The organism is Enterobacter chuandaensis (genome assembly GCF_039718975.1).
Lineage (GTDB): Bacteria > Pseudomonadota > Gammaproteobacteria > Enterobacterales > Enterobacteriaceae > Enterobacter > Enterobacter chuandaensis.
The window spans coordinates 3,558,953-3,584,053 of sequence record NZ_CP097173.1 but is presented as its reverse complement, the minus strand read 5'-3'; the positions used below and the strand labels follow the sequence as shown (position 1 = coordinate 3,584,053).

Below are 25,101 nucleotides of genomic sequence, written 5' to 3'. Positions count from 1 at the left end.
TTTCTAACTTATTGTTTTCGTACGCTGGTTTTTGACCTGGTACATATTGCGGTCGGCTTTCTCCAGTAATGCTTCTACGGACGCATTTTCCCACGCCAGAGCAAAGCCAATGCTGAGTGACATCGATGCTTTTTGTCCGTTATGCAGATCAAACGGACGGATAAACTGCTGCGCTAACGCAGCACAAATGTGTTGAACCTCTGGTTCAGAATGCACGCCGTACAGCACCATGGCAAATTCATCACCGCCAAGGCGGTAGGACTGATGGCGTTTATCGCCAAATTCCACCATCCTGCTGGCGACTTCAATCAGCACGCAGTCTCCTGCCGCGTGTCCCCAGGTGTCGTTAATAAACTTAAAATTATCACCGTCGAGGAAAAGCAGGGCCGAGTTCGTTTTTGCCGAGGGGTCATTCATTAACGCCGCAATGCTGTTACGAAACGCAGCGCGGTTAGCAAGACCGGTGAGCGGGTCGTGCATGGCGGTACGAAGCAGCTGAGCGTTTTTCGCCTGGAGCTTTAGCTGCCACTCCTCCATCTCGTCCAGCAGGCTGTTAAAGTCTTCCCCAAACTGATGGAATTCTTCAATGCGCCCATCTTTCACCCGACGGGAAAAATTGCGATTGGTACGGACGTCATGCACAACGTCGGTGATATTTTGCAGCGCCGTGACCATGCCGCGATGCAGAGACTGAGTAATGGTAAGCGCGACGACGGTAGCAAAAAGAATACAGCCGGTGAGGACGGCAAACGACATCCAGATGAAATGGCTGATAAGGCTGTCACGCGCGGTAAGACGAATTTCACCGATCTTTGCGCCGTTGTGCAGGATGGGCTGCGAAACAGGGACGGGGAAAAGCCAGCGACTGACCAGCGCCCCCAGCGTGTCGTTATTATCCTTCGGGTTCCAGGACCAGTAAGCAAAACGCTTATTATGCACGTTGATGACTTCCGCCACGGCGAACTGTCCCTGCTTACCCAGGGCGGCGAGCGTTTCGTTGGCCGCCAGCGAGTCGTTGAAAACCAGCGAGGCTTCCAGGCTGTGGCTCATTGTAGCGCCGGTTAATTCAAGATTCTTTTGCGCATATTGCTTTAATGTTACGACGGAGGCAAAACAGAGCAGCAGCCATATTAACGTCATCGTGATGATGACGCTTATCATGTTGATTCGTCTGAGCGTTCTTTTAAACGTTGGACGCGGTGTCGTCGTGAAATCTTTATCCATGCTGCTTATTCCGCGCAAGCATTAATACATCCGGATTGACTCTTACGCCACTGCGCGTCAATGCATCCAGGTTAACGGAGAATCGTACCTGGCCGCGATCGATTATCAGGCAAAAGGCACTGCCAATAACACATTCCGGATTTTGCTCTGAGATTAATAGCAATGCTCTGCCCTGATATTGACTTATTAATTCAAGTTGTTTTGCCGGTGATTCAGACCCGAAATAAATCGCATCGCATGTTGCGGCCAGAGCTTCCCGATCGTTACGTACAATAACGGGCGTATAAGGTAACTCGTTTTGCCCATTCTTGCTGCTGAGTGCATGCGTATAATGAGAAGAGGCATAGATGCAGAGTTTAGGCTGCTGCCCGGAAAGTGACGGCCATCGCGTATAGCTCACAATGCCTGAGACAATCGAGCGTACCGATTTATCCGTTTCCGTAAGCGTGCCTGCCGCTGCAGGGCCCACCATAAGGAACAGCATTAGCACCAGAGTGAGTCGGAAAAAAGAGATCAAGTATGAATTTCTCACCAGAATCCGCCACACCGCTCCGGAAATAGATGTCCATAAGAGTTGCGGGCAGAATACCATTGTTTATCAAAGCCGTCATTATGTCAGAAATAGCGTAATGCTGACCTAAGCTAAATCCTACAGTTGTTTATTTCATGGCGAATAAAAACAGGCTTAATTAAGCCTGCTGGAGCGCATGCTTTCATCTAATCCTTTTTGCCATGAATCATGCATTTTCGCTGCATTTTCAACGGTATCACAGCTGGCGGGAAAAGATTTGCCCGCTAACCCCCAGGCATGAATAAAACCTTCTTCACACACTTTCTTCTGACCATCAGCATAGCCGCGAAGATATTCACTACGATCAACGTGGGGTTCGTTAAAACTATCGGCCAGGGTCTGGTTATCTTTAACCGGCAAACCATTCATTGCGTCTTCTTTACCCGCACTGAACCAGTCAGGGCTCGTCCAGTCGGGCTGGAATGTGTAAGGATTAATCTGGCAGCCTGATAAAAACAGCGACAACAGCACGAGAGCAATTGAACGCATAGCCATTCTCCTTTTTTCTTCAGCATAGCCTGGCGGTAGAAAACTGCTGTGTAATTTAAACTTTACATATCTTATGGCATGTTTTTGCTTTAAATTGAGTGCTGTAAAGTAATATTTACGTATTTTGGATTGAAATCTTTACTTGTTATGGTATCGTTGCTCCACCTCATTGAGGAAAACAACTATCGCAAACGAGCTTTACAGGATCGCTATCATGCAAAAAGACGCGCTGAACAACGTACATATCACTGACGAACAGGTTTTGATTACCCCGGATCAACTGAAAGCAGAATTTCCGCTGAGCGTCGCGCAGGAGGCTCAGATTGAGCACTCACGCCAGACCATTTTAGACATCATCGCTGGCCGCGATCCGCGCCTGCTGGTGGTCTGTGGGCCTTGTTCTATTCACGATCCTGAAACCGCCATTGAGTACGCCCGTCGATTTAAAGCATTAGCGGAGGAGGTCAGCGATAGCCTCTACCTGGTAATGCGCGTCTATTTTGAGAAGCCACGTACGACCGTTGGCTGGAAAGGATTGATTAACGATCCGCACATGGATGGCTCGTTTGATGTGGAAGCAGGCCTGAAGATTGCGCGTCGCCTGCTGGTGGAACTGGTCAGCATGGGTCTGCCGCTGGCAACCGAAGCGCTGGATCCAAACAGCCCGCAGTACCTGGGCGATCTGTTCAGCTGGTCCGCAATTGGTGCGCGTACCACGGAGTCGCAAACCCACCGCGAGATGGCGTCTGGCCTGTCGATGCCGGTTGGTTTTAAAAACGGCACTGATGGCAGCCTGGCGACGGCGATCAACGCCATGCGCGCTGCCGCCATGCCGCACCGTTTCGTCGGTATCAACCAGGCGGGCCAGGTTTGCCTGCTGCAAACGCAGGGTAACCCGGACGGTCACGTGATTCTGCGCGGCGGGAAAGCGCCAAACTACAGCCCGGCGGACGTGGCGCAGTGTGAAAAAGAGATGGAGCAGGCGGGACTGCGCCCGGCACTGATGGTAGATTGCAGTCATGGTAATTCGAATAAAGATTACCGTCGCCAGCCTGCGGTTGCGGAATCCGTGGTCGCGCAGATCAAAGACGGCAACCGTTCTATTATCGGACTGATGATTGAGAGCAATATTCATGAAGGCAATCAGTCATCTGAACAGCCGCGCAGCGCCATGAAGCACGGCGTCTCCGTGACGGATGCCTGCATCAGCTGGGAAACCACCGATGCGCTGCTGCGAGAGATCCACAAAGATTTGAACGGCCAGCTGGCGACGCGTCTGGCTTAAGAGGTTAGTTATGGTTGCTGAATTGACCGCACTGCGCGATCAAATTGATGAAGTGGATAAGGCGCTGCTGGACCTGCTGGCGCGCCGCATGGCGCTGGTGGCCGAAGTCGGTGAAGTTAAAAGCAAATACGGCCTGCCGATTTACGTCCCGGAGCGCGAAGCCTCTATGCTTGCCTCCCGTCGTAAAGAGGCGCAGGCGCTGGGCGTTTCACCGGATTTGATTGAAGATGTTCTGCGTCGCGTGATGCGCGAATCCTATTCCAGCGAAAACGATAAGGGCTTTAAGACCCTCTGTCCGTCCCTGCGTCCGGTGGTGATCGTCGGCGGGGCAGGGCAGATGGGGCGCCTGTTCGAGAAAATGCTGACCCTTTCTGGCTATCAGGTACGCATTCTGGAAAAAGAGGACTGGGCGCAGGCACCGGAACTGATGAAAGATGCCGGGATGGTTATCGTCAGCGTGCCGATCCACGTGACGGAGCAGATCGTCGGGAAGCTTCCTCCTTTACCGAAAGATTGCATCCTGGTGGATCTGGCCTCTGTCAAAAATGGTCCACTGCAGGCAATGCTGGCTGCGCATAATGGCCCGGTGCTGGGTCTGCACCCGATGTTTGGCCCGGACAGCGGTAGCCTGGCGAAACAGGTGGTGGTTTACTGCGATGGCCGTCAGCCGGAAGCCTACCAGTGGTTCCTGGAGCAGATTCAGGTCTGGGGCGCGCGGCTGCATCGCATTAGCGCGGTCGAGCACGATCAGAACATGGCGTTCATTCAGGCGCTGCGCCACTTTGCGACGTTTGCCTACGGCCTGCATCTGGCGGAAGAGAACGTCCAGCTTGAACAGCTTCTGGCGCTCTCTTCACCTATCTATCGTCTGGAGCTGGCGATGGTCGGGCGTCTGTTTGCTCAGGATCCCCAGCTGTACGCCGACATTATTATGTCTTCCGAAAACAATCTGGCGCTGATTAAGCGCTACTATCAGCGCTTTGGCGAAGCCATTACGCTGCTGGAGCACGGAGACAAGCAGGCGTTTATCGACAGCTTCCGCAAGGTCGAGCACTGGTTCGGCGATTATGCGCAGCGTTTCCAGAGCGAGAGCCGAACGCTGTTGCGTCAGGCAAATGACAGTCGCCAGTAATACGATGATGTATATACTGAAAGCCAGCAATGCTGGCTTTTTTCATTTTGAGGAACTGTCATGGCCGAACCGCAGCTGCTGTTAAACTACACCGGGCATCTGCCCGAATGCCCGACGTGGAGCGCAGAAGAGAATGCACTCTACTGGGCCGATATTCTGGAAGGAGAGATCCACCGCTACCATCTGCCGACGGCGGAACATACAGTGCTCTCTTTCCATGAGGAGGTGGGCTGTTTCGCGCTGCGCGAGCAGGGTGGTTTTATCGTTGCGATGAGAACGGGTATCTGGCTGACCGATAAACACGGCCTGCTGCGCCGCAAGGTGTGTGATAACCCCTCTAACCCGCAGCTGGCCCGATTTAACGATGGAGGCACTGACCATCAGGGGCGGTTCTACGCGGGTACGTTCTGGGGGCCGGGGGATTACAACGGAGCCCTGCTGATGCGTATTGATAACGACCTGACACCAAAAGTGATCCAGTGTGATATTCACGGGCATAACGGCTTAGCGTTTAGCCCGGATCAGCAGTGGATGTTTACCTCAGACACGCCAAACGGCGTTATTTATCGTACGCCAGTTGATGAACAGGGTGAACCCGGCAAGCGTGAGGTATTTCATCAGTTTAAAGAGGGGGAAGGCATACCGGATGGTGCGGCGATGGATGTGGAAGGCTGTTACTGGAGCGCGCTGTTTGACGGCTGGCGTATCGCACGCTTTTCACCGCAAGGGGAGCAACTGCAAGAGTATCGACTGCCGGTACGCTGCCCGACGATGGTCTGCTTTGGCGGCGATGATATGAAAACACTGTTCATTACCACCACGCGGGAAAATATGGACGCGGAGGAGGTGGCGAAGTATCCGCTCTCCGGCGCCATCTTCACCCTGCCGGTGAGTGTGGCAGGGATGAAGAAAAGTCGGTTTATCGAACGTTAGATCGGATCGACCGGGACGACGTTTTCGCTTGGGTAGCAGCCCAGCACTTTCATAGAACGGGTGATTTCACCCAGCTCGCGCAGGGCTTTCTGCATAGAGGCAGATTCCAGGTTGGCCTGGATATCGAGGTAGAACATCTCTTCCCACGGGTTACCGTGGATCGGACGTGATTCCAGCTTCGTCATGATCAGGTTGTGGTTACGCAGCACCAGCAGGGCTTCAACCAGCGCGCCGGCCTGTTGACCGGTCGCCATCAGCAGCGTGGTTTTCGCCGGCACCTGGTCTGACACGTTGATTGCCTTGCGGGCCAGCACCACGAAGCGGGTGATGTTTTGCGTCTGGTTTGCCAGGTTGCGTTCCAGCACCTGTAAACCATACAGCGCGCCGCCCGCTTCGCTGCCAAGCGCAGCGACGGTTGGCGAGTTAGCCTGCGCCACTTTTTCCATCGCCGCCGAGGTGCTTTCGGTGTATTCAATTTTCCAGTTCGGATAGCGGTTCAGGAACTGGCTGCACTGCTGGAACGGCTGAGGATGGCTGTAGACCGTTTCGATCTTGCTCAGGTCGGTGGAGCCGGAGACCAGCACGCAGTGATCGATAGGGATCGTCAGCTCGCCAACCAGCGACAGGCTGGTGTGCTGGAGCAGATCGTAGACGTCATTAATCGCGCCGGAGCTGGTGTTTTCAATCGGCACCACGGCGTAATCCGCCTGGCCGGTTTCTACCTGATTGAAAATATCAGCAAACTTCGCGCAGCCGCTCTCAATAAATTCTTCGAAATGGCGTGCAGCATACTGACGTGCGGCCAGGTGAGAATAAGAGCCTTTCGGACCGAGGAAGGCGATACGCGCAGAGTGCGGATTGGTTTTGTTCAGATGCTGCTGGAGTAACGCTTGCTGAGTGAGTACGGAGTCTTCAATGATGAGCTGGAACAACCGGGTGATGTAGTGGGCATCGAGGTGATGCGCTTTACCGAGCTGGATCAGACGCTCCAGCAGATCGCGCTCGCGGTCGATATCACGTACCGGGCGATGGGAATCCAGTTTGGCTTTTCCCACTTCAACGGCAAGTGCGCGGCGTTCGGCCAGCAGCGCCAGTAATTTCTCGTCCAGCGCGCTGATTTTTACGCGCAAATCCAGTAACGGGTTTTCCGGTGTCATAGTGTTGCCTGTCTCATTTTATCGTTATCAATAAAAAAGGCCCCCCGGTGTGGGAGGCCTTGTTGTTCGTCTTCGCATTCTTTATCACACGACGAAACGCCTCCCGTTCAGGGGAAGGTAAAAAAGAATGCGAAGAAGAACGGCGTGAGTTTCATAAAGTCATCCTGTGATTGATACCGTTAAAGTACCCGCACTGTTTTCACCCTGTCAATAAAAAACAAAAAACGCGCCCGAAGGCGCGTTGGCGGTACACTCAATTTAAAGGATTACTCTTCTTCAACTTCTTCCGCAAAGCTTGCGTCTTTCACCGATGTAGTGGCGCGACGGGCTTCGCCTTTGTGTTGCACTTTATTGAGCTGCCGTTCCAGCTTGTTGATCAAATCGTTAATAGCGGTGTACATATCCTCATGTTTTGCGCTGGCGACCAGATGGCCGTTTGGAGTATTGATAGTTGCGTCAGCGATGAAACCCTGCGGCTCCTTGGACAGGATGATATGTGGATTAATCAAATGTGTTTGCCATTTATCCAGTTTGGCGAGACGGTCTGCGACGTGCTGGCGAATTGCCGGAGTAATTTCCATTTGTTTACTGGTAATGTTCATTGTCATAAATTTTACCTCTTGTCTTTCCGTCTTGGTGATTCCAGCATACCCGACCTAATGTCAAAATGTGTGATTTAGATCACGTTATTTTGTCGGTTTTTGTCAGGGAATCTTTTTTGTGAGGCAGGACAGGAAGAGGTGAGATTTACCTTGTCGAAGGCAAAAATTGGAGCCATAGTTGACTGGATGTGTTGAGGCTAAAGCGCTTCAGCGGCGCTCTGGAATGAATAAAAAAAACGGCAGCCTTCGGGCTGCCGTTTTGCATTGAGGCAATATCAGGTGTTGCTGCTGTTGGCGGCGATGATTTTGGCCACTTTCTCAGCCTGAGCGGTCATCTGCATCTGACGGTAAGCATTTTCCATCAGCTTCAGGCCGTCACGCGTTGCCTGAGTATCCGGATAATCACGCAGCATACCTTCTACGCGGTTAACCACCGCAACCCATGCGCCACGGCGGGTATAGTATTCCGCAACGGAGTACTCATATTTCGCCAGACGATCTTTCAGGAACACCAGACGTTTGGTGGCGTCAGTCACGTACTGGCTGTTTGGATAGCCGCGCACCAGCTTGGAGAAGTCATTGAAGGCGTCGCGCGCATGCTGCGGGTCACGGTCGGAACGATCCACACCGAAGAAGCCCTGCAGGGCGCTGTCGTCCAGCGCCATGTTGGTCAGGCCGCGCATGTACATGACGTAGTCGATGTTAGGATGAGTCGGGTTCAGACGCATGAAACGATCGATAGTTGCCTGAGCCAGCGGCAGGTCGGCATTTTTGTAGTAGGCGTAGATAAGATCTAACTGTACCTGCTGCGAATACGGACCAAATGGATAGCGATTATCCAACGCTTCCAGTTGCGTTATCGCCTGTTTCCAGTTACCGTCCTGCAACTTTTGTTGTGCAGTCGCATAGATTTCATTCGGCGGATTGTCAGGGACCTGTTCATTCGAACCGGAGCAGCCCACCAAAGCCAGGCTCAACGTGGCCGCTGCCACCAGATATTTCATGCGCGTCATGACGTTTTGACTTTCCTCAAATGTTTGTCCGGGAGAAACTCTGTTCCTGCTCCCGATTAAGACCAGCTACAATAGCACACTATATTAAACGGCAAAGCCGTAAAACCCAACGTTAAACAAAGAAGCAGTTTATGGCACAACGAGTAGAACTCACCGCAACAGTCTCCGAAAATCAGCTCGGTCAACGCTTAGATCAGGCTTTGGCCGAATTGTTCCCTGATTATTCGCGTTCACGCATAAAAGAATGGATCCTTGACCAGCGCGTGCTGGTAAACGGCAAGATCTGGGACAAACCAAAAGAGAAAGTGTTTGGTGGGGAAGCTGTTGCCATCAATGCTGAAATCGAAGAGGAAATCCGCTTCGAGCCGCAGGATATCCCACTGGACATCGTTTATGAAGATGATGACATTCTGGTGATCAACAAGCCGCGCGACCTGGTTGTTCATCCGGGGGCGGGAAATCCTGACGGTACGGTACTCAACGCACTTCTCCATTATTATCCGCCGATCGCAGATGTCCCGCGCGCGGGCATCGTGCACCGTCTGGATAAAGACACCACCGGGTTGATGGTGGTGGCGAAAACGGTTCCTGCGCAGACCCGTCTGGTGGAATCGCTGCAGCTGCGTGAAATCACCCGCGAATATGAAGCGGTGGCGATTGGGCACATGACCGCTGGCGGCACGGTAGAAGAGCCGATCAGCCGTCACCCGACGAAACGTACCCATATGTCGGTGCATCCGATGGGTAAACCGGCAGTGACGCACTATCGCATTATGGAGCACTTCCGTATTCATACGCGCCTGCGCCTGCGCCTGGAAACCGGTCGTACTCACCAGATCCGCGTACACATGGCGCACATTACCCATCCGCTGGTGGGGGATCAGGTATACGGCGGTCGTCCGCGTCCGCCAAAAGGCGCGTCGGACGAGTTCATCAGCGTACTGCGTAAATTCGATCGTCAGGCGCTGCACGCGACCATGCTGCGTCTTTATCATCCGATTACAGGCATTCAGATGGAATGGCATGCGCCTATCCCGCAGGATATGGTGGAACTTATTGACGCCATGCGTGCTGATTTCGAAGAACATAAGGATCAAGTGGACTGGTTATGACCAAACTGATTGTCCCGGCGTGGCCACTACCTGAAGGCGTGGCCGCCTGCAGTTCAACCCGTATCGGTGGCGTAAGCCAGGACGCGTGGGCGTCTTTGAACCTCGGTGCGCACTGTGGCGACAACCTGGAACACGTTGAAGAAAACCGTAAGCGTCTGTTTGCTGCGGGGAATCTGCCGTCGAAACCGGTCTGGCTGGAACAGGTTCACAGTAACGCGGTGCTGAAGTTGACGGGGGAGCCCTATGCTTCTAAACGCGCTGATGCCTCGTACAGTAATACGCCGGGAACGGTTTGTGCGGTGATGACCGCCGATTGTCTGCCGGTGCTGTTTTGTAACCGTGCCGGTACGGAGGTGGCAGCAGCGCACGCGGGCTGGCGTGGCCTGTGTGAAGGCGTGCTCGAAGAAACTATCGCCTGCTTTAACGATGAGCCAGCCAATATCATGGCCTGGCTTGGCCCGGCCATTGGCCCTCGCGCTTTTGAAGTGGGGCCGGAGGTTCGCGAAGCATTCATGGAAAAAGATCCGCAAGCAGTGGAAGCTTTCCTGCCTTCGGGAGATAAATATCTGGCCGATATTTACCAGCTTGCCCGCCAGCGCCTGAATAATTCTGGCGTGACCCAGATCTTCGGCGGAGATCGCTGTACCTTCACCGAAAAGGATGATTTTTTCTCTTATCGCCGCGACAAGACGACGGGGCGTATGGCAAGTTTCATTTGGCTGATATAACCTAAAGAATCAAGACGATCCGGCACGTGCCGTTTTCTTTTCACATAATTCAGGTCATTAACCTTGAATAATTGAGGGATGACCTCATTTAATCTCCAGTAGCAAATTTGACCTGTTATGGGAGGAGTTATGCGTCTGGATCGTCTTACTAATAAATTCCAGCTTGCTCTCGCCGATGCCCAGTCCCTCGCACTGGGGCACGACAACCAATTTATCGAACCTCTTCATTTAATGAGCGCCTTGCTGAATCAGGAAGGGGGATCGGTACGTCCTTTATTAACGTCCGCTGGCATTAATGCTGGCCAGTTACGCACCGCTATCGATCAGGCGCTGAGCCGTTTACCGCAGGTAGAAGGTACCGGCGGCGACGTGCAGCCGTCGCAGGATCTGGTACGCGTGTTGAACCTTTGCGACAAGCTGGCGCAAAAACGTGGGGACAACTTTATTTCGTCAGAACTGTTTGTTCTGGCGGTGCTTGAATCACGCGGTACCTTGACCGACCTGCTGAAATCTGCCGGTGCAACCACCGCAAATGTGACTCAGGCGATTGAGAAAATGCGCGGAGGTGAAAGCGTGAACGATCAGGGAGCCGAAGACCAACGTCAGGCTTTGAAGAAATTTACGGTCGATCTGACCGAGCGTGCCGAACAGGGCAAGCTTGACCCGGTTATCGGCCGTGACGAAGAGATCCGCCGTACGATTCAGGTACTGCAGCGTCGTACCAAAAACAACCCGGTACTGATTGGTGAACCAGGTGTCGGTAAAACCGCCATCGTTGAAGGGCTGGCGCAGCGAATCGTGAACGGTGAAGTGCCTGAAGGCCTGAAAGGCCGCCGTGTGCTGGCCCTGGACATGGGCGCGCTGGTGGCCGGTGCGAAATACCGCGGTGAGTTCGAAGAGCGTCTGAAAGGCGTGCTGAACGATCTGGCGAAACAGGAAGGCAACGTCATCCTGTTTATCGACGAACTGCACACCATGGTAGGAGCCGGTAAAGCGGACGGCGCGATGGATGCCGGGAACATGCTGAAACCTGCGCTGGCGCGCGGTGAGCTTCACTGTGTCGGTGCCACTACACTGGATGAGTACCGCCAGTACATTGAAAAAGATGCCGCTCTGGAACGCCGTTTCCAGAAAGTGTTTGTTGCCGAGCCAAGCGTTGAAGATACCATCGCGATCCTGCGTGGTCTGAAAGAGCGCTATGAGCTGCACCACCACGTGCAGATTACTGACCCGGCCATCGTTGCCGCGGCGACGCTTTCGCATCGTTATATCGCTGACCGTCAGCTGCCGGATAAAGCCATCGACCTTATCGATGAAGCCGCGTCGAGCATTCGTATGCAGATTGACTCGAAACCGGAAGAGTTAGACCGACTCGACCGACGCATCATTCAGCTCAAGCTGGAACAGCAGGCGCTGAAGAAGGAGTCTGATGAGGCGAGTAAAAAACGCCTGGATATGCTTAACGAAGAACTGGACGATAAAGAGCGCCAGTATTCTGAGCTGGAAGAAGAGTGGAAAGCCGAGAAAGCTTCCCTTTCTGGCACCCAGACAATCAAAGCAGAACTGGAACAGGCAAAAATTGCTATTGAGCAGGCGCGTCGCGTCGGTGACCTGGCACGTATGTCTGAACTGCAGTACGGCAAAATCCCTGAGCTGGAGAAACAGCTTGAGATCGCGACGCAGTCTGAAGGCAAAACGATGCGTCTGTTACGTAATAAAGTGACGGATGCGGAAATTGCCGAAGTGCTTGCTCGCTGGACCGGTATTCCTGTGGCGCGCATGCTGGAAGGCGAACGTGAAAAACTTCTGCGCATGGAGCAGGATCTGCATAATCGCGTTATTGGCCAGAACGAAGCGGTTGAAGCAGTTTCCAACGCCATTCGCCGTAGCCGCGCAGGGCTTTCAGATCCTAATCGCCCGATCGGTTCGTTCCTGTTCCTGGGGCCAACCGGCGTCGGTAAAACAGAGCTTTGTAAAGCGCTGGCTAACTTTATGTTCGACAGCGACGATGCGATGGTGCGTATCGATATGTCCGAGTTTATGGAGAAACACTCCGTCTCGCGTCTGGTCGGTGCGCCTCCGGGATATGTCGGTTATGAAGAAGGCGGTTACCTGACGGAAGCGGTGCGCCGTCGTCCTTATTCCGTCATTCTGCTGGATGAGGTGGAAAAAGCGCACCCTGATGTGTTCAACATCCTGCTTCAGGTACTGGATGATGGTCGTCTGACCGACGGGCAGGGGAGAACGGTCGACTTCCGTAATACGGTTGTCATCATGACCTCGAACCTGGGTTCCGATTTGATTCAGGAACGCTTCGGTGAACTGGATTACGGTCATATGAAGGATCTGGTGCTCGGTGTGGTGAGCCATAACTTCCGTCCGGAGTTCATTAACCGTATAGATGAAGTAGTAGTCTTCCATCCTCTGGGTGAGAAACACATTGCGTCGATTGCGCAGATCCAGCTGCAGCGTCTGTACAAACGTCTGGAAGAGCGTGGATATGAAATTCACATCTCCGACGAGGCGCTGAAGCTGCTGAGCGCGAATGGTTACGATCCGGTATACGGTGCGCGTCCATTAAAACGTGCTATCCAGCAGCAGATCGAGAACCCGCTGGCGCAGCAGATTCTTTCAGGAGAGCTGATCCCAGGTAAAGTTATCCGTCTGGAAGCCAACGACGATCGCATTGTGGCAGTGCAGTAAGTCACAAAACGCAAAAACGAGCCGCTTGCGGCTCGTTTTTGTTTAAAAACCAGGCGAGAATTGAGGTCTGGGATGTGATTTGCCTGGAAAGTGAGCAGTCAGTAAATAATTTTCACTTTATTCTTGCAGCCTCAGAATAACTCCCTATAATGCGCCTCCACTGACACGGAACAACGGCACACACGCCGCCGGGTCAGCAGAGAAAAGCAAAACAAACGCTTGACTCTGAAGCGGGAAAGCGTAATATGCACACCCCGCGCCGCAGCGAAAACGAAGCGGCACTGCTCTTTAACAATTTATCAGACAATCTGTGTGGGCACTCAAAGTGACATGGATTCTTAACGTCGCAAGACGAAAAATGAATACCAAGTCTCTGAGTGAACATGCGTAATTCATTACGAAGTTTAATTCACGAGCATCAAACTTAAATTGAAGAGTTTGATCATGGCTCAGATTGAACGCTGGCGGCAGGCCTAACACATGCAAGTCGAACGGTAGCACAGAGAGCTTGCTCTCGGGTGACGAGTGGCGGACGGGTGAGTAATGTCTGGGAAACTGCCTGATGGAGGGGGATAACTACTGGAAACGGTAGCTAATACCGCATAACGTCGCAAGACCAAAGAGGGGGACCTTCGGGCCTCTTGCCATCAGATGTGCCCAGATGGGATTAGCTAGTAGGTGGGGTAACGGCTCACCTAGGCGACGATCCCTAGCTGGTCTGAGAGGATGACCAGCCACACTGGAACTGAGACACGGTCCAGACTCCTACGGGAGGCAGCAGTGGGGAATATTGCACAATGGGCGCAAGCCTGATGCAGCCATGCCGCGTGTATGAAGAAGGCCTTCGGGTTGTAAAGTACTTTCAGCGGGGAGGAAGGCGATAAGGTTAATAACCTTGTCGATTGACGTTACCCGCAGAAGAAGCACCGGCTAACTCCGTGCCAGCAGCCGCGGTAATACGGAGGGTGCAAGCGTTAATCGGAATTACTGGGCGTAAAGCGCACGCAGGCGGTCTGTCAAGTCGGATGTGAAATCCCCGGGCTCAACCTGGGAACTGCATTCGAAACTGGCAGGCTAGAGTCTTGTAGAGGGGGGTAGAATTCCAGGTGTAGCGGTGAAATGCGTAGAGATCTGGAGGAATACCGGTGGCGAAGGCGGCCCCCTGGACAAAGACTGACGCTCAGGTGCGAAAGCGTGGGGAGCAAACAGGATTAGATACCCTGGTAGTCCACGCCGTAAACGATGTCGACTTGGAGGTTGTGCCCTTGAGGCGTGGCTTCCGGAGCTAACGCGTTAAGTCGACCGCCTGGGGAGTACGGCCGCAAGGTTAAAACTCAAATGAATTGACGGGGGCCCGCACAAGCGGTGGAGCATGTGGTTTAATTCGATGCAACGCGAAGAACCTTACCTACTCTTGACATCCAGAGAACTTAGCAGAGATGCTTTGGTGCCTTCGGGAACTCTGAGACAGGTGCTGCATGGCTGTCGTCAGCTCGTGTTGTGAAATGTTGGGTTAAGTCCCGCAACGAGCGCAACCCTTATCCTTTGTTGCCAGCGGTTAGGCCGGGAACTCAAAGGAGACTGCCAGTGATAAACTGGAGGAAGGTGGGGATGACGTCAAGTCATCATGGCCCTTACGAGTAGGGCTACACACGTGCTACAATGGCGCATACAAAGAGAAGCGACCTCGCGAGAGCAAGCGGACCTCATAAAGTGCGTCGTAGTCCGGATTGGAGTCTGCAACTCGACTCCATGAAGTCGGAATCGCTAGTAATCGTGGATCAGAATGCCACGGTGAATACGTTCCCGGGCCTTGTACACACCGCCCGTCACACCATGGGAGTGGGTTGCAAAAGAAGTAGGTAGCTTAACCTTCGGGAGGGCGCTTACCACTTTGTGATTCATGACTGGGGTGAAGTCGTAACAAGGTAACCGTAGGGGAACCTGCGGTTGGATCACCTCCTTACCTTAAAGAACCTGCCTTTGTAGTGTCCACACAGATTGTCTGATGAAAAGTAAGCAGCAAGGCGTCTTGCGATTGAGACTTCAGTGTCCCCTTCGTCTAGAGGCCCAGGACACCGCCCTTTCACGGCGGTAACAGGGGTTCGAATCCCCTAGGGGACGCCACTTGCTGGTTCGTGAGTGAAAGTCACCTGCCGTCATATCTCAAAACTGACTTGCGAGTCATGTTTGAGATATTTGCTCTTTAAAAATCTGGATCAAGCTGAAAATTGAAACGACACACATGTTATGTGTGTTCGAGTCTCTCAAATTTTCGCAATCAGAAGTGAAACATCTTCGGGTTGTGAGGTTAAGCGACTAAGCGTACACGGTGGATGCCCTGGCAGTCAGAGGCGATGAAGGACGTGCTAATCTGCGAAAAGCGCCGGCGAGGTGATATGAACCTTTGACCCGGCGATGTCCGAATGGGGAAACCCAGTGCAATCCGTTGCACTATCGTTAACTGAATACATAGGTTAACGAGGCGAACCGGGGGAACTGAAACATCTAAGTACCCCGAGGAAAAGAAATCAACCGAGATTCCCCCAGTAGCGGCGAGCGAACGGGGAGCAGCCCGGAGTCTGAATCAGCTTGTGTGTTAGTGGAACGGTCTGGAAAGTCCGACGGTACAGGGTGATAGTCCCGTACACGAAAGCACACAGGTTGTGAACTCGAAGAGTAGGGCGGGACACGTGGTATCCTGTCTGAATATGGGGGGACCATCCTCCAAGGCTAAATACTCCTGACTGACCGATAGTGAACCAGTACCGTGAGGGAAAGGCGAAAAGAACCCCGGCGAGGGGAGTGAAAAAGAACCTGAAACCGTGTACGTACAAGCAGTGGGAGCCTCTTTATGGGGTGACTGCGTACCTTTTGTATAATGGGTCAGCGACTTATATTCTGTAGCAAGGTTAACCGTATAGGGGAGCCGAAGGGAAACCGAGTCTTAACTGGGCGTTAAGTTGCAGGGTATAGACCCGAAACCCGGTGATCTAGCCATGGGCAGGTTGAAGGTTGGGTAACACTAACTGGAGGACCGAACCGACTAATGTTGAAAAATTAGCGGATGACCTGTGGCTGGGGGTGAAAGGCCAATCAAACCGGGAGATAGCTGGTTCTCCCCGAAAGCTATTTAGGTAGCGCCTCGTGAACTCATCTTCGGGGGTAGAGCACTGTTTCGGCTAGGGGGCCATCCCGGCTTACCAACCCGATGCAAACTACGAATACCGAAGAATGTTATCACGGGAGACACACGGCGGGTGCTAACGTCCGTCGTGAAGAGGGAAACAACCCAGACCGCCAGCTAAGGTCCCAAAGTCATGGTTAAGTGGGAAACGATGTGGGAAGGCACAGACAGCCAGGATGTTGGCTTAGAAGCAGCCATCATTTAAAGAAAGCGTAATAGCTCACTGGTCGAGTCGGCCTGCGCGGAAGATGTAACGGGGCTAAACCATGCACCGAAGCTGCGGCAGCGACACTATGTGTTGTTGGGTAGGGGAGCGTTCTGTAAGCCGTTGAAGGTGGCCTGTGAGGGTTGCTGGAGGTATCAGAAGTGCGAATGCTGACATAAGTAACGATAAAGCGGGTGAAAAGCCCGCTCGCCGGAAGACCAAGGGTTCCTGTCCAACGTTAATCGGGGCAGGGTGAGTCGACCCCTAAGGCGAGGCCGAAAGGCGTAGTCGATGGGAAACAGGTTAATATTCCTGTACTTGGTGTTACTGCGAAGGGGGGACGGAGAAGGCTATGTTAGCCGGGCGACGGTTGTCCCGGTTTAAGCATGTAGGCGGAGGTTCCAGGTAAATCCGGTACCTTTTAACGCTGAGGTGTGATGACGAGGCACTACGGTGCTGAAGTAACAAATGCCCTGCTTCCAGGAAAAGCCTCTAAGCATCAGGTAACACGAAATCGTACCCCAAACCGACACAGGTGGTCAGGTAGAGAATACCAAGGCGCTTGAGAGAACTCGGGTGAAGGAACTAGGCAAAATGGTGCCGTAACTTCGGGAGAAGGCACGCTGATATGTAGGTGAAGCCCCTGCGGGTGGAGCTGAAATCAGTCGAAGATACCAGCTGGCTGCAACTGTTTATTAAAAACACAGCACTGTGCAAACACGAAAGTGGACGTATACGGTGTGACGCCTGCCCGGTGCCGGAAGGTTAATTGATGGGGTTAGCGGCAACGCGAAGCTCTTGATCGAAGCCCCGGTAAACGGCGGCCGTAACTATAACGGTCCTAAGGTAGCGAAATTCCTTGTCGGGTAAGTTCCGACCTGCACGAATGGCGTAATGATGGCCAGGCTGTCTCCACCCGAGACTCAGTGAAATTGAACTCGCTGTGAAGATGCAGTGTACCCGCGGCAAGACGGAAAGACCCCGTGAACCTTTACTATAGCTTGACACTGAACACTGGTCCTTGATGTGTAGGATAGGTGGGAGGCTTTGAAGCGTGGACGCCAGTCTGCGTGGAGCCGTCCTTGAAATACCACCCTTTAATGGCTGGTGTTCTAACGTAGACCCGTGATCCGGGTTGCGGACAGTGTCTGGTGGGTAGTTTGACTGGGGCGGTCTCCTCCCAAAGAGTAACGGAGGAGCACGAAGGTTAGCTAATCCTGGTCGGACATCAGGAGGTTAGTGCAATGGCATAAGCTAGCTTGACTGCGAGAGTGACGGCTCGAGCAGGTGCGAAAGCAGGTCATAGTGATCCGGTGGTTCTGAATGGAAGGGCCATCGCTCAACGGATAAAAGGTACTCCGGGGATAACAGGCTGATACCGCCCAAGAGTTCATATCGACGGCGGTGTTTGGCACCTCGATGTCGGCTCATCACATCCTGGGGCTGAAGTAGGTCCCAAGGGTATGGCTGTTCGCCATTTAAAGTGGTACGCGAGCTGGGTTTAGAACGTCGTGAGACAGTTCGGTCCCTATCTGCCGTGGGCGCTGGAGAATTGAGGGGGGCTGCTCCTAGTACGAGAGGACCGGAGTGGACGCATCACTGGTGTTCGGGTTGTCATGCCAATGGCACTGCCCGGTAGCTAAATGCGGAAGAGATAAGTGCTGAAAGCATCTAAGCACGAAACTTGCCCCGAGATGAGTTCTCCCTGAGACTTTAAGTCTCCTGAAGGAACGTTGAAGACGACGACGTTGATAGGTCGGGTGTGTAAGCGCAGCGATGCGTTGAGCTAACCGATACTAATGAACCGTGAGGCTTAACCTTACAACGCCGAAGATGTTTTGGCGAAGAGACACGATTTTCAGCCTGATACAGATTAACAGAATTTGCCTGGCGGCTTTAGCGCGGTGGTCCCACCTGACCCCATGCCGAACTCAGAAGTGAAACGCCGTAGCGCCGATGGTAGTGTGGGGTCTCCCCATGTGAGAGTAGGGAACTGCCAGGCATCAATTAAGAAGAACCCCGTACCGAAAGGTGCGGGGTTTTTTGCTTTTCTTTTTCCACCCTGGCCTTTCTCTTAATCCCTTATCCTGCTAATGGAATGTGTGATCGCGGTCCCAATGTTATTTATAACAAAATTATAACATTTCATTTACGAGGTAATTGAGTCTCCTGGCTCAATACGCCGCAGTTTATGGCAGGAGCATAATCACAATGACAGAAAGCATTACATCACACGGGACGCTGGCTAACGGCGATACCCGAAGAAGGGTATGGGCAATCGTCAGTGCCTCTTCAGGGAATCTGGTTGAATGGTTCGACTTTTACGTCTATTCATTCTGTTCACTCTACTTCGCACATATTTTCTTCCCCTCCGGCAACACCACGACGCAGCTACTACAAACGGCTGGCGTTTTTGCCGCAGGGTTCTTAATGCGACCCATCGGAGGCTGGCTCTTCGGCCGCATTGCGGATCGTCGCGGGCGTAAGGCCTCCATGCTGATCTCGGTGTGTATGATGTGCTTTGGTTCTCTGGTGATCGCCTGCTTACCGGGATATGAATTGATTGGCACGTGGGCTCCGGCGCTACTTTTGCTGGCCCGCTTATTCCAGGGATTGTCGGTGGGCGGTGAATACGGTACCAGTGCAACCTACATGAGTGAGATTGCGCTGGAAGGCCGTAAAGGCTTTTACGCCTCCTTCCAGTACGTCACGTTGATTGGTGGACAACTGCTGGCGATTCTCGTGGTGGTGATCCTGCAGCAGATTCTGACAGACGAACAACTCCACGCCTGGGGATGGCGAATTCCTTTCGCGATGGGTGCTGTACTGGCAGTTGTTGCGCTTTGGCTACGCCGTCAGTTAGATGAAACTTCTCAGAAGGAAGTCAGAACGCTGAAGGAAGCGGGAACATTCAAAGGGTTATGGCGTAACCGCAAGGCTTTTCTGATGGTGCTGGGTTTTACTGCGGGCGGCTCCCTTAGTTTTTACACATTCACGACCTATATGCAGAAGTACCTGGTGAACACTACCGGCATGCACGCAAATGTCGCCAGCGTAGTCATGACTGTCGCGCTGTTTGTCTTCATGCTCATACAACCCATTATCGGCGCGCTCTCGGATAAAATTGGTCGACGTACGTCGATGCTGATTTTTGGTGGAATGTCGGCGTTATGTACCGTGCCTATTTTGTCTGCGCTCCAGCACGTATCATCGCCATATGCCGCATTTGCGCTGGTCATGCTGGCAATGGTGATTGTCAGTTTCTATACCTCGATCAGCGGGATACTCAAAGCCGAAATGTTCCCGGCGCAGGTTCGTGCGTTAGGAGTAGGGCTCTCTTATGCAGTAGCCAACGCGTTGTTTGGCGGCTCTGCGGAGTACGTTGCGTTGTCGCTTAAATCATGGGGAAGTGAAACGACATTCTTCTGGTACGTAACAATAATGGGCGCACTGGCCTTTATTGTTTCCCTGATGCTGCATCGCAAAGGGAAAGGCATTCGACTTTAATAGCGCGCCATCTGCCACAGGGCATAGCCGGTCGTTGCGCCGGCGACATCCCAGGCAAAATCTTTCCAGCTCCAGCCGCTCCCTGCGGGGCGGCTATCCCACAGTTCTTTTGATGCCCCAAGACCGACTGAGAACATCAACCCTATCGTCGCGCTACGATCCCGGCTGTATCCCTGATGCTGCGCATATTCATTACCAGCTGCGGACAGCATAGCGGAAGCGAGGAAATGCTGCGCTTTATCCTGTCCGGACCAGCTATCGTTGGCCATATGACTACAGCCACTCAGAAATAGGATGCTCAGTAACAGAGGAATACGCATTAACGGGCTCCATAAAAAAGCCCTGCGGGTGACAGGGCTGGGTATTACAGAATACGGCTGATAAGTCGGTCGATACGGATACGACGTAAGCGGCGAATCAGCTTGCGGACCTTAACCGGGTAATCGGCAATGCTCTGCAATTCGCGGTAATGATTAACCACCGTGGTATGCGTGCGAATCAACTCCAGTTCACGTTCACGCTGTGCGGCTAACTCATGCTGTGGGTCATGGATCAGGATAGCGTTTTCCAGATCCAGTCGCCATGCGCGCGGATTCAGGTTGTTACCGGTTAGCAGCATCCACTCATCGTCGACCCACATGCCTTTCAGATGGTAACTGTTGTCTTCATCTTTCCAGAGACGCACAACCAGCTGGTCAGTGTTCACGTAATACTGTAAACGGCTCAGGAAACGGCGCAGGTTAATCTCATAGAGATAAGGCAGCGCACCGATAATTTTGAACGGCTGATCTTCAGGAATGAAGAAGTCGTTCGCCGTTTTATCCCCGACGATGATTTCCACTTTTTTACCGTCGCGCAGCAGCTGAATGATATTACGCACCAGCACGGCAGGAAGGTTGAAGTACGGCGTACAGATGGTGAGTTTCTGCTCCGCGCACGGCATCAGATGGAAAATCGTTTTGTTCAGCAGGCTTGATTTACCCAGCCCTACCAGCGGGGTAACGGATAACTCTTCGTTGTTCGCATCACCCTGAAAATGATAAACAGCATCGCGCAGCTCCTGGCGGAAGGCGCGAACATCATTTTTGATTTCCGGGCTCTTAGGGCGGTCGGGATCGTCAAGGCGATTAACGCCGCGGCCATGAACCAGATTTTTATCAACCCAGTTAAACATGATATCGGCCATCTGAGGATTACGGATCAGATGATAACGGTCGTAGCGGTATTTATCGAGCTGATGAAGGTAGACATCATTGAGGCTTGCGCCGCTGTAAAGCACGCTGTCATCGATGATGAACCCTTTAAAATGAAGGACGCCGAGCGCTTCGCGGGTATTCACCGGGACGCCATAAACAGGTACATCGACGCCAGGTTTTTCCTGCGCCGTGCGGCAATACCAGTCTGCGTTGGTATTTGAAGCGGCAGCGCCAATACGACCACGCTGTGCGCGATGCCAGTCTACCAGCACGCGAACATCAAGTTCCGGGCGCTGACGCTTGGCTTCATAGAGCGCGTTCAGGATCGCGCGCCCGCCTTCATCCTGTTCTAGATACAGCGCCACAATGCAAATGCGTCGCGTGGCGCTGGCAATCTTTTCCAGAAGCGTCTCCCGAAAATGAGCGGGAGCGTAAAAGAACTCTACATCATCAACTGACTGAGAAATCTTCGGTAGTTGAGCAAGGTGTTGTTGATGTTTATTACGCTTAAATTTTGACAACATCACAGTGCGTTTCTTCTCTGTTCATTGAAGGGTTGTCTGTACCATGCAAACAACATAAGCGGACAATGATACCACCAGTCCCGTCCAAAGTGGGTAACATTTCCAGTAGCTTACTCGTGTTTATCGGGTGATGTCAGGCTGAGGGACAGGGCAACAATACCTTCGTCCAGCTGAATATCAACGTCAAATCCGAGTTTTCGCGCCAGGGTCACCATACCGCGATTGTTAGGCATAGTAATGCCATTGAGGCGTAACAATCCGTGATCTCGCGTATAACTGATGAGTTTTTCCAGCAGCCGTCTTCCCAGACCCAGGCCTTTAAGATCGGAGCGCACCAGCACAGCAAATTCCGCGTCAACGTTATCCGGATCGGAAATGGCGCGCGTCACGCCGAGGATCTCATCGCCTTTATCAGAACGCCGAACGGCGACAAACGCCATCTCTCGATCGTAGTCGATCTGGGTCATATTGGCTAAATCATCGTGGGTAAATTCGTTGATTTCGCTAAAGTAGCGGTAATAGAGATCTTCTTTCGTAACCTGGGAAATAAAGGTACGCAGCTGCGGTTCATCTTCCGGCAGGATAGGGCGGAACAGGGCGCGTTCCCCATTCTTCATCTCGACCCACTCCTCCAGCTGAAGGGGATACGGGCGGATCGCCAGGCGGCTCTCTCTGTCTCCTTCAAATGGCGCGATATCCAGCGTCACGTCAAGCGCCGTAAACTCATTGCCGGAGGCGAGTAGCGGATGGATATCCAGACGCTGGATCTCGGCGCAATCCACAATCAGGTTAGATACCTGTACCAGGAACTGACTTAACCCGGCAATATCAAGCGGACGCAGCGCGCTCCGGCCACGGATCTTTTTACTTTTAATCGCCTGAATGATGAGATAACGCGCCAGGTTCATGTTCAGCGGCGGTAACGCCACTACGGCCTGCTCCTCCGGGCGCCACTCCACGCCGCCTTCTCCCAGCATAATGAGAGGGCCGAAGACGGGATCGTGTTCGACCACGACCCGTAACTCCTGAGCCCCGGCGCGGTTGGCCATGCTTTGCACCAGTAATCCGTGGATCTTTGCCTGCGGCCAGGCCATTTTGACCCGGTCGAAAATGGCATCAGCAGCTTGTTGCACCTCCGTTGCCGTACGCAGGTACAACATAACCCCCTGAACATCAGACTTATGCGGGATATCGGGGGAGCGCAGCTTCAGGGCCACCGGATAGCCAATTTGCTCGGCAATATGCACGGCCTCAGCGCTGTCGCTGGCGATCCAGGTCGGCAGGGTTTGCATCCCGTAGCTGCCCAGAATGGGCTGGACCTCATGCGTATCAAGCGACGTCGCGCCTTCGTCGATAGCCTGCTGCAATAGCCGGTGAACGTCGACGGTGTTCGCCGTCAGATTGCCCGGCAACGCCGGCGTTTCACGTAGCTGTTTCTGATTGCGGCGATATTCCACCATATGCATAAACGCGGTGATGGTGCCTTCCGGCGTGCGGTAGGTGGGCAGCCCCGCTTCACTGAACAAGCGCCGTGCCTCCTGAGAGGAAAATTCACCGCACCAGTTGGTCAGCAGGGTGACATATTTGCCTCGTGGATGATTGTGCACGGCATCAATGAGCGCCCGCGCGCTTTCACTGCCCGGCGCGACTGCGCTGGGGGAGTGGATGATCATCAGCGCATCGAAATCCTGACTATCCAGCAAAATGGAGATCGCCCTGATATAGCGATCGCTGCTGGCGTCATCGCGCAAATCAAGCGGATTGCCGGGCGTCACGCTTGGCGGAAGCGCCTCTTTGAGGCGTTGCAGCGTCTCTTCACCCAGCGTGGCCAGCTTGCCGTTACGCAGCCACAGCTCATCCAGCGCGAGCGCGGCGGGGGCTGCACCGTTACTGACAATCATCAATTTCTCGCCGCGCAACGGACGCATGTGGCTTAAGGTCTCAACGGCGGAAAAAAGCTCGTGTGTATCCTGCACCCGCAGCAACCCTGCGCGCTGAATGGCAGCGTCCCAGGCCGGATCCATACCGGAATGAGACTGCAGCAGACGCTGCGCCGCAGGGCTGCGACCGCTTTTGATAACAAGGATCGGTTTATTGCGCGAAGCACTTCGTGAAGCCGAGACAAAACGACGGGCATCGCTCAGGTGCTCAAGATAAAGCAGGATCGCACTGGTTTTGCTGTCACGCGCCAGGAAATCCAGCAGTTCATCAACGTCGATATCCAGGCTGTCGCCGAGAGCAATGAAGTAGGAAAAGCCCATCTCACGCTGCTGCGCCCAGTCGAGAATGGTGTTCGATACCGCAGCCGATTGTGAAATAAACGCGAGTTTGCCTTTGCGGATGGGGACCGGAGAGAAACTGGCGTTCAGCCCTTGCCAGGGCGCAAGCAGACCCAGGCTGTTTGGCCCAAGGAGACGCATCTGATAGCGGCTGGCGCAGGCCAGCAGTTCAGGCTGCTGTTCAGGCGGAGACGAGAGAATGATGCAGGTTTTACACCCTTTCTTGCCAAGTGCTTCCAGAAGTTCCGGATTACGTCTGGCGTTGGTACACAAAACGGCGAGATCCGGTACGAAAGGCAGACTCTGCACGTCCGGCCACGCAAGTACGCCCTGAACAGCCTTATAAGCTGGCGTGACGGGCATGACGGGGCCATTAAATCCTCCGGCGAGAAGGTTACGCATCATCAGATAGCCTGCACGATCCGGTTTCATGGATGCGCCGATAACGGCAATGGATTTAGGACGGAGTAGCGCTTCTAACCCTCTCTGGCTCATGCAGGCCTCCTGTGAATGCAAGCGACCTGATGATTTTAAACGCTTTCTGGTTCTGTTGCTGTGATACTGCCCTTATGAACGGTTTTTCCCGCCAGATAGCGTTCCCGAAAACATGAGAAATGGTTACCCAGGGCTCCGGCCGCCGCGGTATCTCCTGCTAAATCAAGAAGCGCAATGGCCACTTCGGCGGTGCAGTATTGCCCGTCAGCGTGGGCTTCACGCAGGCGATAGGCCGAGACGCGGGAAAGATCGACAGAAATAACCGGCAGGGCATCGAGGTAAGGGCTTTTGCGAAACATTTTCCGCGCTTCGGTCCAGGTACCGTCCAGCATAATAAACAGCGGCGGTTTACCGGATGGCGGCGCCGTAAGCACCTGACGTTGTTCGCCTGCATACGATGCCGGAAAAACGACCATGGGCTGATAGTCCGGGCTAGCCACCAGGTCGAGTAGAGCCTGAGGTGGCTCAGTGCGCGACCACTGAAACGCGGCGGTATCCGGCAGAATATCGGCGATCAGACGCCCCGTATTACTGGGCTTCATCGGCTCGGTATCGAACATGACCAGGCAAAAACGGCTTTTCGCCTCGCTCGGAGCAAGCGTTTCACACAGGCACACTTTCAGCGGCAAAAGACAGCGCTGACAGCGGCGAATACGATTGCCGCGGGCCAGAAATGGGCGGGTGGCGCGCGCAAGACGCTCGGCGCGTAATTGTAGTACAGCGTTATCAGTCATGGGCGAAAAGGCAGGAAAAACCCCA

18 protein-coding genes, 1 tRNA gene, 3 rRNA genes and 1 other annotated feature are annotated in these 25,101 nt (G+C 53.4%); of the genes, 11 read left to right on the top strand and 11 right to left on the bottom strand.

Annotated features, from left to right (window positions below; all coding sequences use genetic code 11):
* Positions 1-3: 3 nt before the first annotated feature.
* From dgcN to MX657_RS17230, 3 genes are all read right to left on the bottom strand, one after another.
* Positions 4-1,224: a diguanylate cyclase DgcN gene (gene dgcN, locus MX657_RS17240; protein WP_080330254.1), complete on the bottom strand. Its 1,221-nt coding sequence runs from the start codon at positions 1,222-1,224 to the stop codon at positions 4-6.
* Complete coding sequence (locus tag MX657_RS17235) at positions 1,217-1,708, bottom strand: YfiR family protein (RefSeq protein ID WP_176212976.1); 492 nt, start codon at positions 1,706-1,708, stop codon at positions 1,217-1,219. Before MX657_RS17235 ends, dgcN begins: the two co-directional genes overlap by 8 nt.
* 201 nt (positions 1,709-1,909) lie before the next feature.
* Positions 1,910-2,284, bottom strand: a complete 375-nt coding sequence (locus MX657_RS17230; RefSeq protein ID WP_346806231.1) for a DUF2799 domain-containing protein — start codon at positions 2,282-2,284, stop codon at positions 1,910-1,912.
* A gap of 214 nt (positions 2,285-2,498) precedes the next feature.
* Between MX657_RS17230 and aroF the strand changes: the two genes are divergently transcribed.
* Genes aroF through MX657_RS17215 form a run of 3 tightly spaced genes read left to right on the top strand, consistent with a single transcriptional unit; the run spans position 2,499 to position 5,634 of the window.
* Positions 2,499-3,569 (top strand): 3-deoxy-7-phosphoheptulonate synthase AroF, encoded by a 1,071-nt coding sequence (aroF, locus tag MX657_RS17225; protein ID WP_346806230.1) that lies wholly within the window; start codon positions 2,499-2,501, stop codon positions 3,567-3,569.
* Between the two features lie 10 nt (positions 3,570-3,579).
* Positions 3,580-4,701 (top strand): bifunctional chorismate mutase/prephenate dehydrogenase, encoded by a 1,122-nt coding sequence (tyrA, locus tag MX657_RS17220; protein WP_080330257.1) that lies wholly within the window; start codon positions 3,580-3,582, stop codon positions 4,699-4,701.
* A 60-nt stretch (positions 4,702-4,761) separates the two neighbouring features.
* Positions 4,762-5,634, top strand: coding sequence for an SMP-30/gluconolactonase/LRE family protein (locus MX657_RS17215; protein WP_346806229.1), 873 nt, complete (start codon positions 4,762-4,764; stop codon positions 5,632-5,634).
* Here MX657_RS17215 and pheA read toward each other — a convergent pair.
* The 4 genes from pheA to bamD all read right to left on the bottom strand — a co-directional run bounded on the left by pheA (position 5,631) and on the right by bamD (position 8,406).
* Entirely contained in the window at positions 5,631-6,791 is a 1,161-nt protein-coding gene (gene pheA, locus MX657_RS17210) for a bifunctional chorismate mutase/prephenate dehydratase (RefSeq protein ID WP_063442242.1), read from the bottom strand. The genes MX657_RS17215 and pheA overlap by 4 nt on opposite strands.
* Positions 6,792-6,821: 30 nt before the next feature.
* Positions 6,822-6,947 (bottom strand) — a sequence feature (Phe leader region).
* A complete protein-coding gene (gene pheL, locus MX657_RS17205) occupies positions 6,899-6,946 on the bottom strand; it encodes a pheA operon leader peptide PheL (RefSeq protein ID WP_100249759.1) in 48 nt (15 codons plus the stop codon). Its footprint overlaps the feature before it by 48 nt.
* Positions 6,948-7,057: 110 nt before the next feature.
* Positions 7,058-7,399: a ribosome-associated translation inhibitor RaiA gene (raiA, locus tag MX657_RS17200; RefSeq protein ID WP_008502470.1), complete on the bottom strand. Its 342-nt coding sequence runs from the start codon at positions 7,397-7,399 to the stop codon at positions 7,058-7,060.
* A gap of 269 nt (positions 7,400-7,668) precedes the next feature.
* Positions 7,669-8,406 carry an outer membrane protein assembly factor BamD gene (gene bamD, locus MX657_RS17195; RefSeq protein WP_023308867.1) on the bottom strand — a complete coding sequence of 246 codons (738 nt, stop codon included), beginning with the start codon at positions 8,404-8,406 and terminating at the stop codon, positions 7,669-7,671.
* A gap of 131 nt (positions 8,407-8,537) precedes the next feature.
* On the opposite strand from bamD, the gene rluD reads away from it, so the two are divergent.
* From rluD to MX657_RS17155, 8 genes are all read left to right on the top strand, one after another.
* On the top strand, positions 8,538-9,518 hold the full coding sequence (rluD, locus tag MX657_RS17190; protein ID WP_080330260.1) for a 23S rRNA pseudouridine(1911/1915/1917) synthase RluD: 981 nt from the start codon (positions 8,538-8,540) through the stop codon (positions 9,516-9,518).
* Complete coding sequence (yfiH, locus tag MX657_RS17185) at positions 9,515-10,246, top strand: purine nucleoside phosphorylase YfiH (RefSeq protein WP_346806228.1); 732 nt, start codon at positions 9,515-9,517, stop codon at positions 10,244-10,246. The genes rluD and yfiH overlap by 4 nt, the downstream gene beginning before the upstream one ends.
* 129 nt (positions 10,247-10,375) lie before the next feature.
* Positions 10,376-12,949: an ATP-dependent chaperone ClpB gene (gene clpB, locus MX657_RS17180; RefSeq protein WP_252002424.1), complete on the top strand. Its 2,574-nt coding sequence runs from the start codon at positions 10,376-10,378 to the stop codon at positions 12,947-12,949.
* Positions 12,950-13,375: 426 nt separating this feature from the next.
* Positions 13,376-14,915 (top strand): 16S ribosomal RNA (locus tag MX657_RS17175).
* Positions 14,916-15,000: 85 nt separating this feature from the next.
* A tRNA-Glu gene (locus MX657_RS17170) sits at positions 15,001-15,076 on the top strand.
* Between the two features lie 182 nt (positions 15,077-15,258).
* Positions 15,259-18,162, top strand: a 23S ribosomal RNA gene (locus tag MX657_RS17165).
* A gap of 65 nt (positions 18,163-18,227) precedes the next feature.
* Positions 18,228-18,343 (top strand): 5S ribosomal RNA (gene rrf / locus MX657_RS17160).
* The 16S, 23S and 5S rRNA genes sit together here with 1 tRNA gene alongside, the layout of an rRNA operon.
* 209 nt (positions 18,344-18,552) lie before the next feature.
* Complete coding sequence (locus MX657_RS17155; protein ID WP_346806227.1) at positions 18,553-19,848, top strand: MFS transporter; 1,296 nt, start codon at positions 18,553-18,555, stop codon at positions 19,846-19,848.
* On the opposite strand, the gene MX657_RS17150 is transcribed toward MX657_RS17155, so the two are convergent.
* The 4 genes from MX657_RS17150 to tapT all read right to left on the bottom strand — a co-directional run bounded on the left by MX657_RS17150 (position 19,845) and on the right by tapT (position 25,076).
* Positions 19,845-20,168, bottom strand: a complete 324-nt coding sequence (locus MX657_RS17150; protein ID WP_119915323.1) for a YfiM family lipoprotein — start codon at positions 20,166-20,168, stop codon at positions 19,845-19,847. The two genes, MX657_RS17155 and MX657_RS17150, sit on opposite strands and share 4 nt — an antisense overlap.
* A gap of 44 nt (positions 20,169-20,212) precedes the next feature.
* Entirely contained in the window at positions 20,213-21,568 is a 1,356-nt protein-coding gene (pssA, locus tag MX657_RS17145; RefSeq protein WP_346808570.1) for a CDP-diacylglycerol--serine O-phosphatidyltransferase, read from the bottom strand.
* A 110-nt stretch (positions 21,569-21,678) separates the two neighbouring features.
* Positions 21,679-24,342: a bifunctional acetate--CoA ligase family protein/GNAT family N-acetyltransferase gene (locus MX657_RS17140; RefSeq protein WP_346806226.1), complete on the bottom strand. Its 2,664-nt coding sequence runs from the start codon at positions 24,340-24,342 to the stop codon at positions 21,679-21,681.
* Between the two features lie 35 nt (positions 24,343-24,377).
* The gene (gene tapT, locus MX657_RS17135) at positions 24,378-25,076 is read right to left on the bottom strand and encodes a tRNA-uridine aminocarboxypropyltransferase (RefSeq protein ID WP_346806225.1); all 699 of its coding nucleotides are present in this window, start codon (positions 25,074-25,076) and stop codon (positions 24,378-24,380) included.
* Positions 25,077-25,101 lie beyond the last annotated feature (25 nt).

What these genes read in the sequence shown, in the direction of transcription:
- MX657_RS17155 (WP_346806227.1), top strand. Translation starts at nt 18,553, where the DNA reads ATGACAGAAAGCATTACATCACACGGGACGCTGGCTAACGGCGATACC.
- pheA (WP_063442242.1), bottom strand. Translation starts at nt 6,791, where the DNA reads ATGACACCGGAAAACCCGTTACTGGATTTGCGCGTAAAAATCAGCGCG.
- tapT (WP_346806225.1), bottom strand. Translation starts at nt 25,076, where the DNA reads ATGACTGATAACGCTGTACTACAATTACGCGCCGAGCGTCTTGCGCGC.
- tyrA (WP_080330257.1), top strand. Translation starts at nt 3,580, where the DNA reads ATGGTTGCTGAATTGACCGCACTGCGCGATCAAATTGATGAAGTGGAT.
- rluD (WP_080330260.1), top strand. Translation starts at nt 8,538, where the DNA reads ATGGCACAACGAGTAGAACTCACCGCAACAGTCTCCGAAAATCAGCTC.
- MX657_RS17235 (WP_176212976.1), bottom strand. Translation starts at nt 1,708, where the DNA reads ATGCTGTTCCTTATGGTGGGCCCTGCAGCGGCAGGCACGCTTACGGAA.
- dgcN (WP_080330254.1), bottom strand. Translation starts at nt 1,224, where the DNA reads ATGGATAAAGATTTCACGACGACACCGCGTCCAACGTTTAAAAGAACG.
- bamD (WP_023308867.1), bottom strand. Translation starts at nt 8,406, where the DNA reads ATGACGCGCATGAAATATCTGGTGGCAGCGGCCACGTTGAGCCTGGCT.
- aroF (WP_346806230.1), top strand. Translation starts at nt 2,499, where the DNA reads ATGCAAAAAGACGCGCTGAACAACGTACATATCACTGACGAACAGGTT.
- MX657_RS17150 (WP_119915323.1), bottom strand. Translation starts at nt 20,168, where the DNA reads ATGCGTATTCCTCTGTTACTGAGCATCCTATTTCTGAGTGGCTGTAGT.
- MX657_RS17140 (WP_346806226.1), bottom strand. Translation starts at nt 24,342, where the DNA reads ATGAGCCAGAGAGGGTTAGAAGCGCTACTCCGTCCTAAATCCATTGCC.
- pssA (WP_346808570.1), bottom strand. Translation starts at nt 21,568, where the DNA reads ATGTTGTCAAAATTTAAGCGTAATAAACATCAACAACACCTTGCTCAA.
- clpB (WP_252002424.1), top strand. Translation starts at nt 10,376, where the DNA reads ATGCGTCTGGATCGTCTTACTAATAAATTCCAGCTTGCTCTCGCCGAT.
- MX657_RS17230 (WP_346806231.1), bottom strand. Translation starts at nt 2,284, where the DNA reads ATGCGTTCAATTGCTCTCGTGCTGTTGTCGCTGTTTTTATCAGGCTGC.
- MX657_RS17215 (WP_346806229.1), top strand. Translation starts at nt 4,762, where the DNA reads ATGGCCGAACCGCAGCTGCTGTTAAACTACACCGGGCATCTGCCCGAA.
- yfiH (WP_346806228.1), top strand. Translation starts at nt 9,515, where the DNA reads ATGACCAAACTGATTGTCCCGGCGTGGCCACTACCTGAAGGCGTGGCC.
- raiA (WP_008502470.1), bottom strand. Translation starts at nt 7,399, where the DNA reads ATGACAATGAACATTACCAGTAAACAAATGGAAATTACTCCGGCAATT.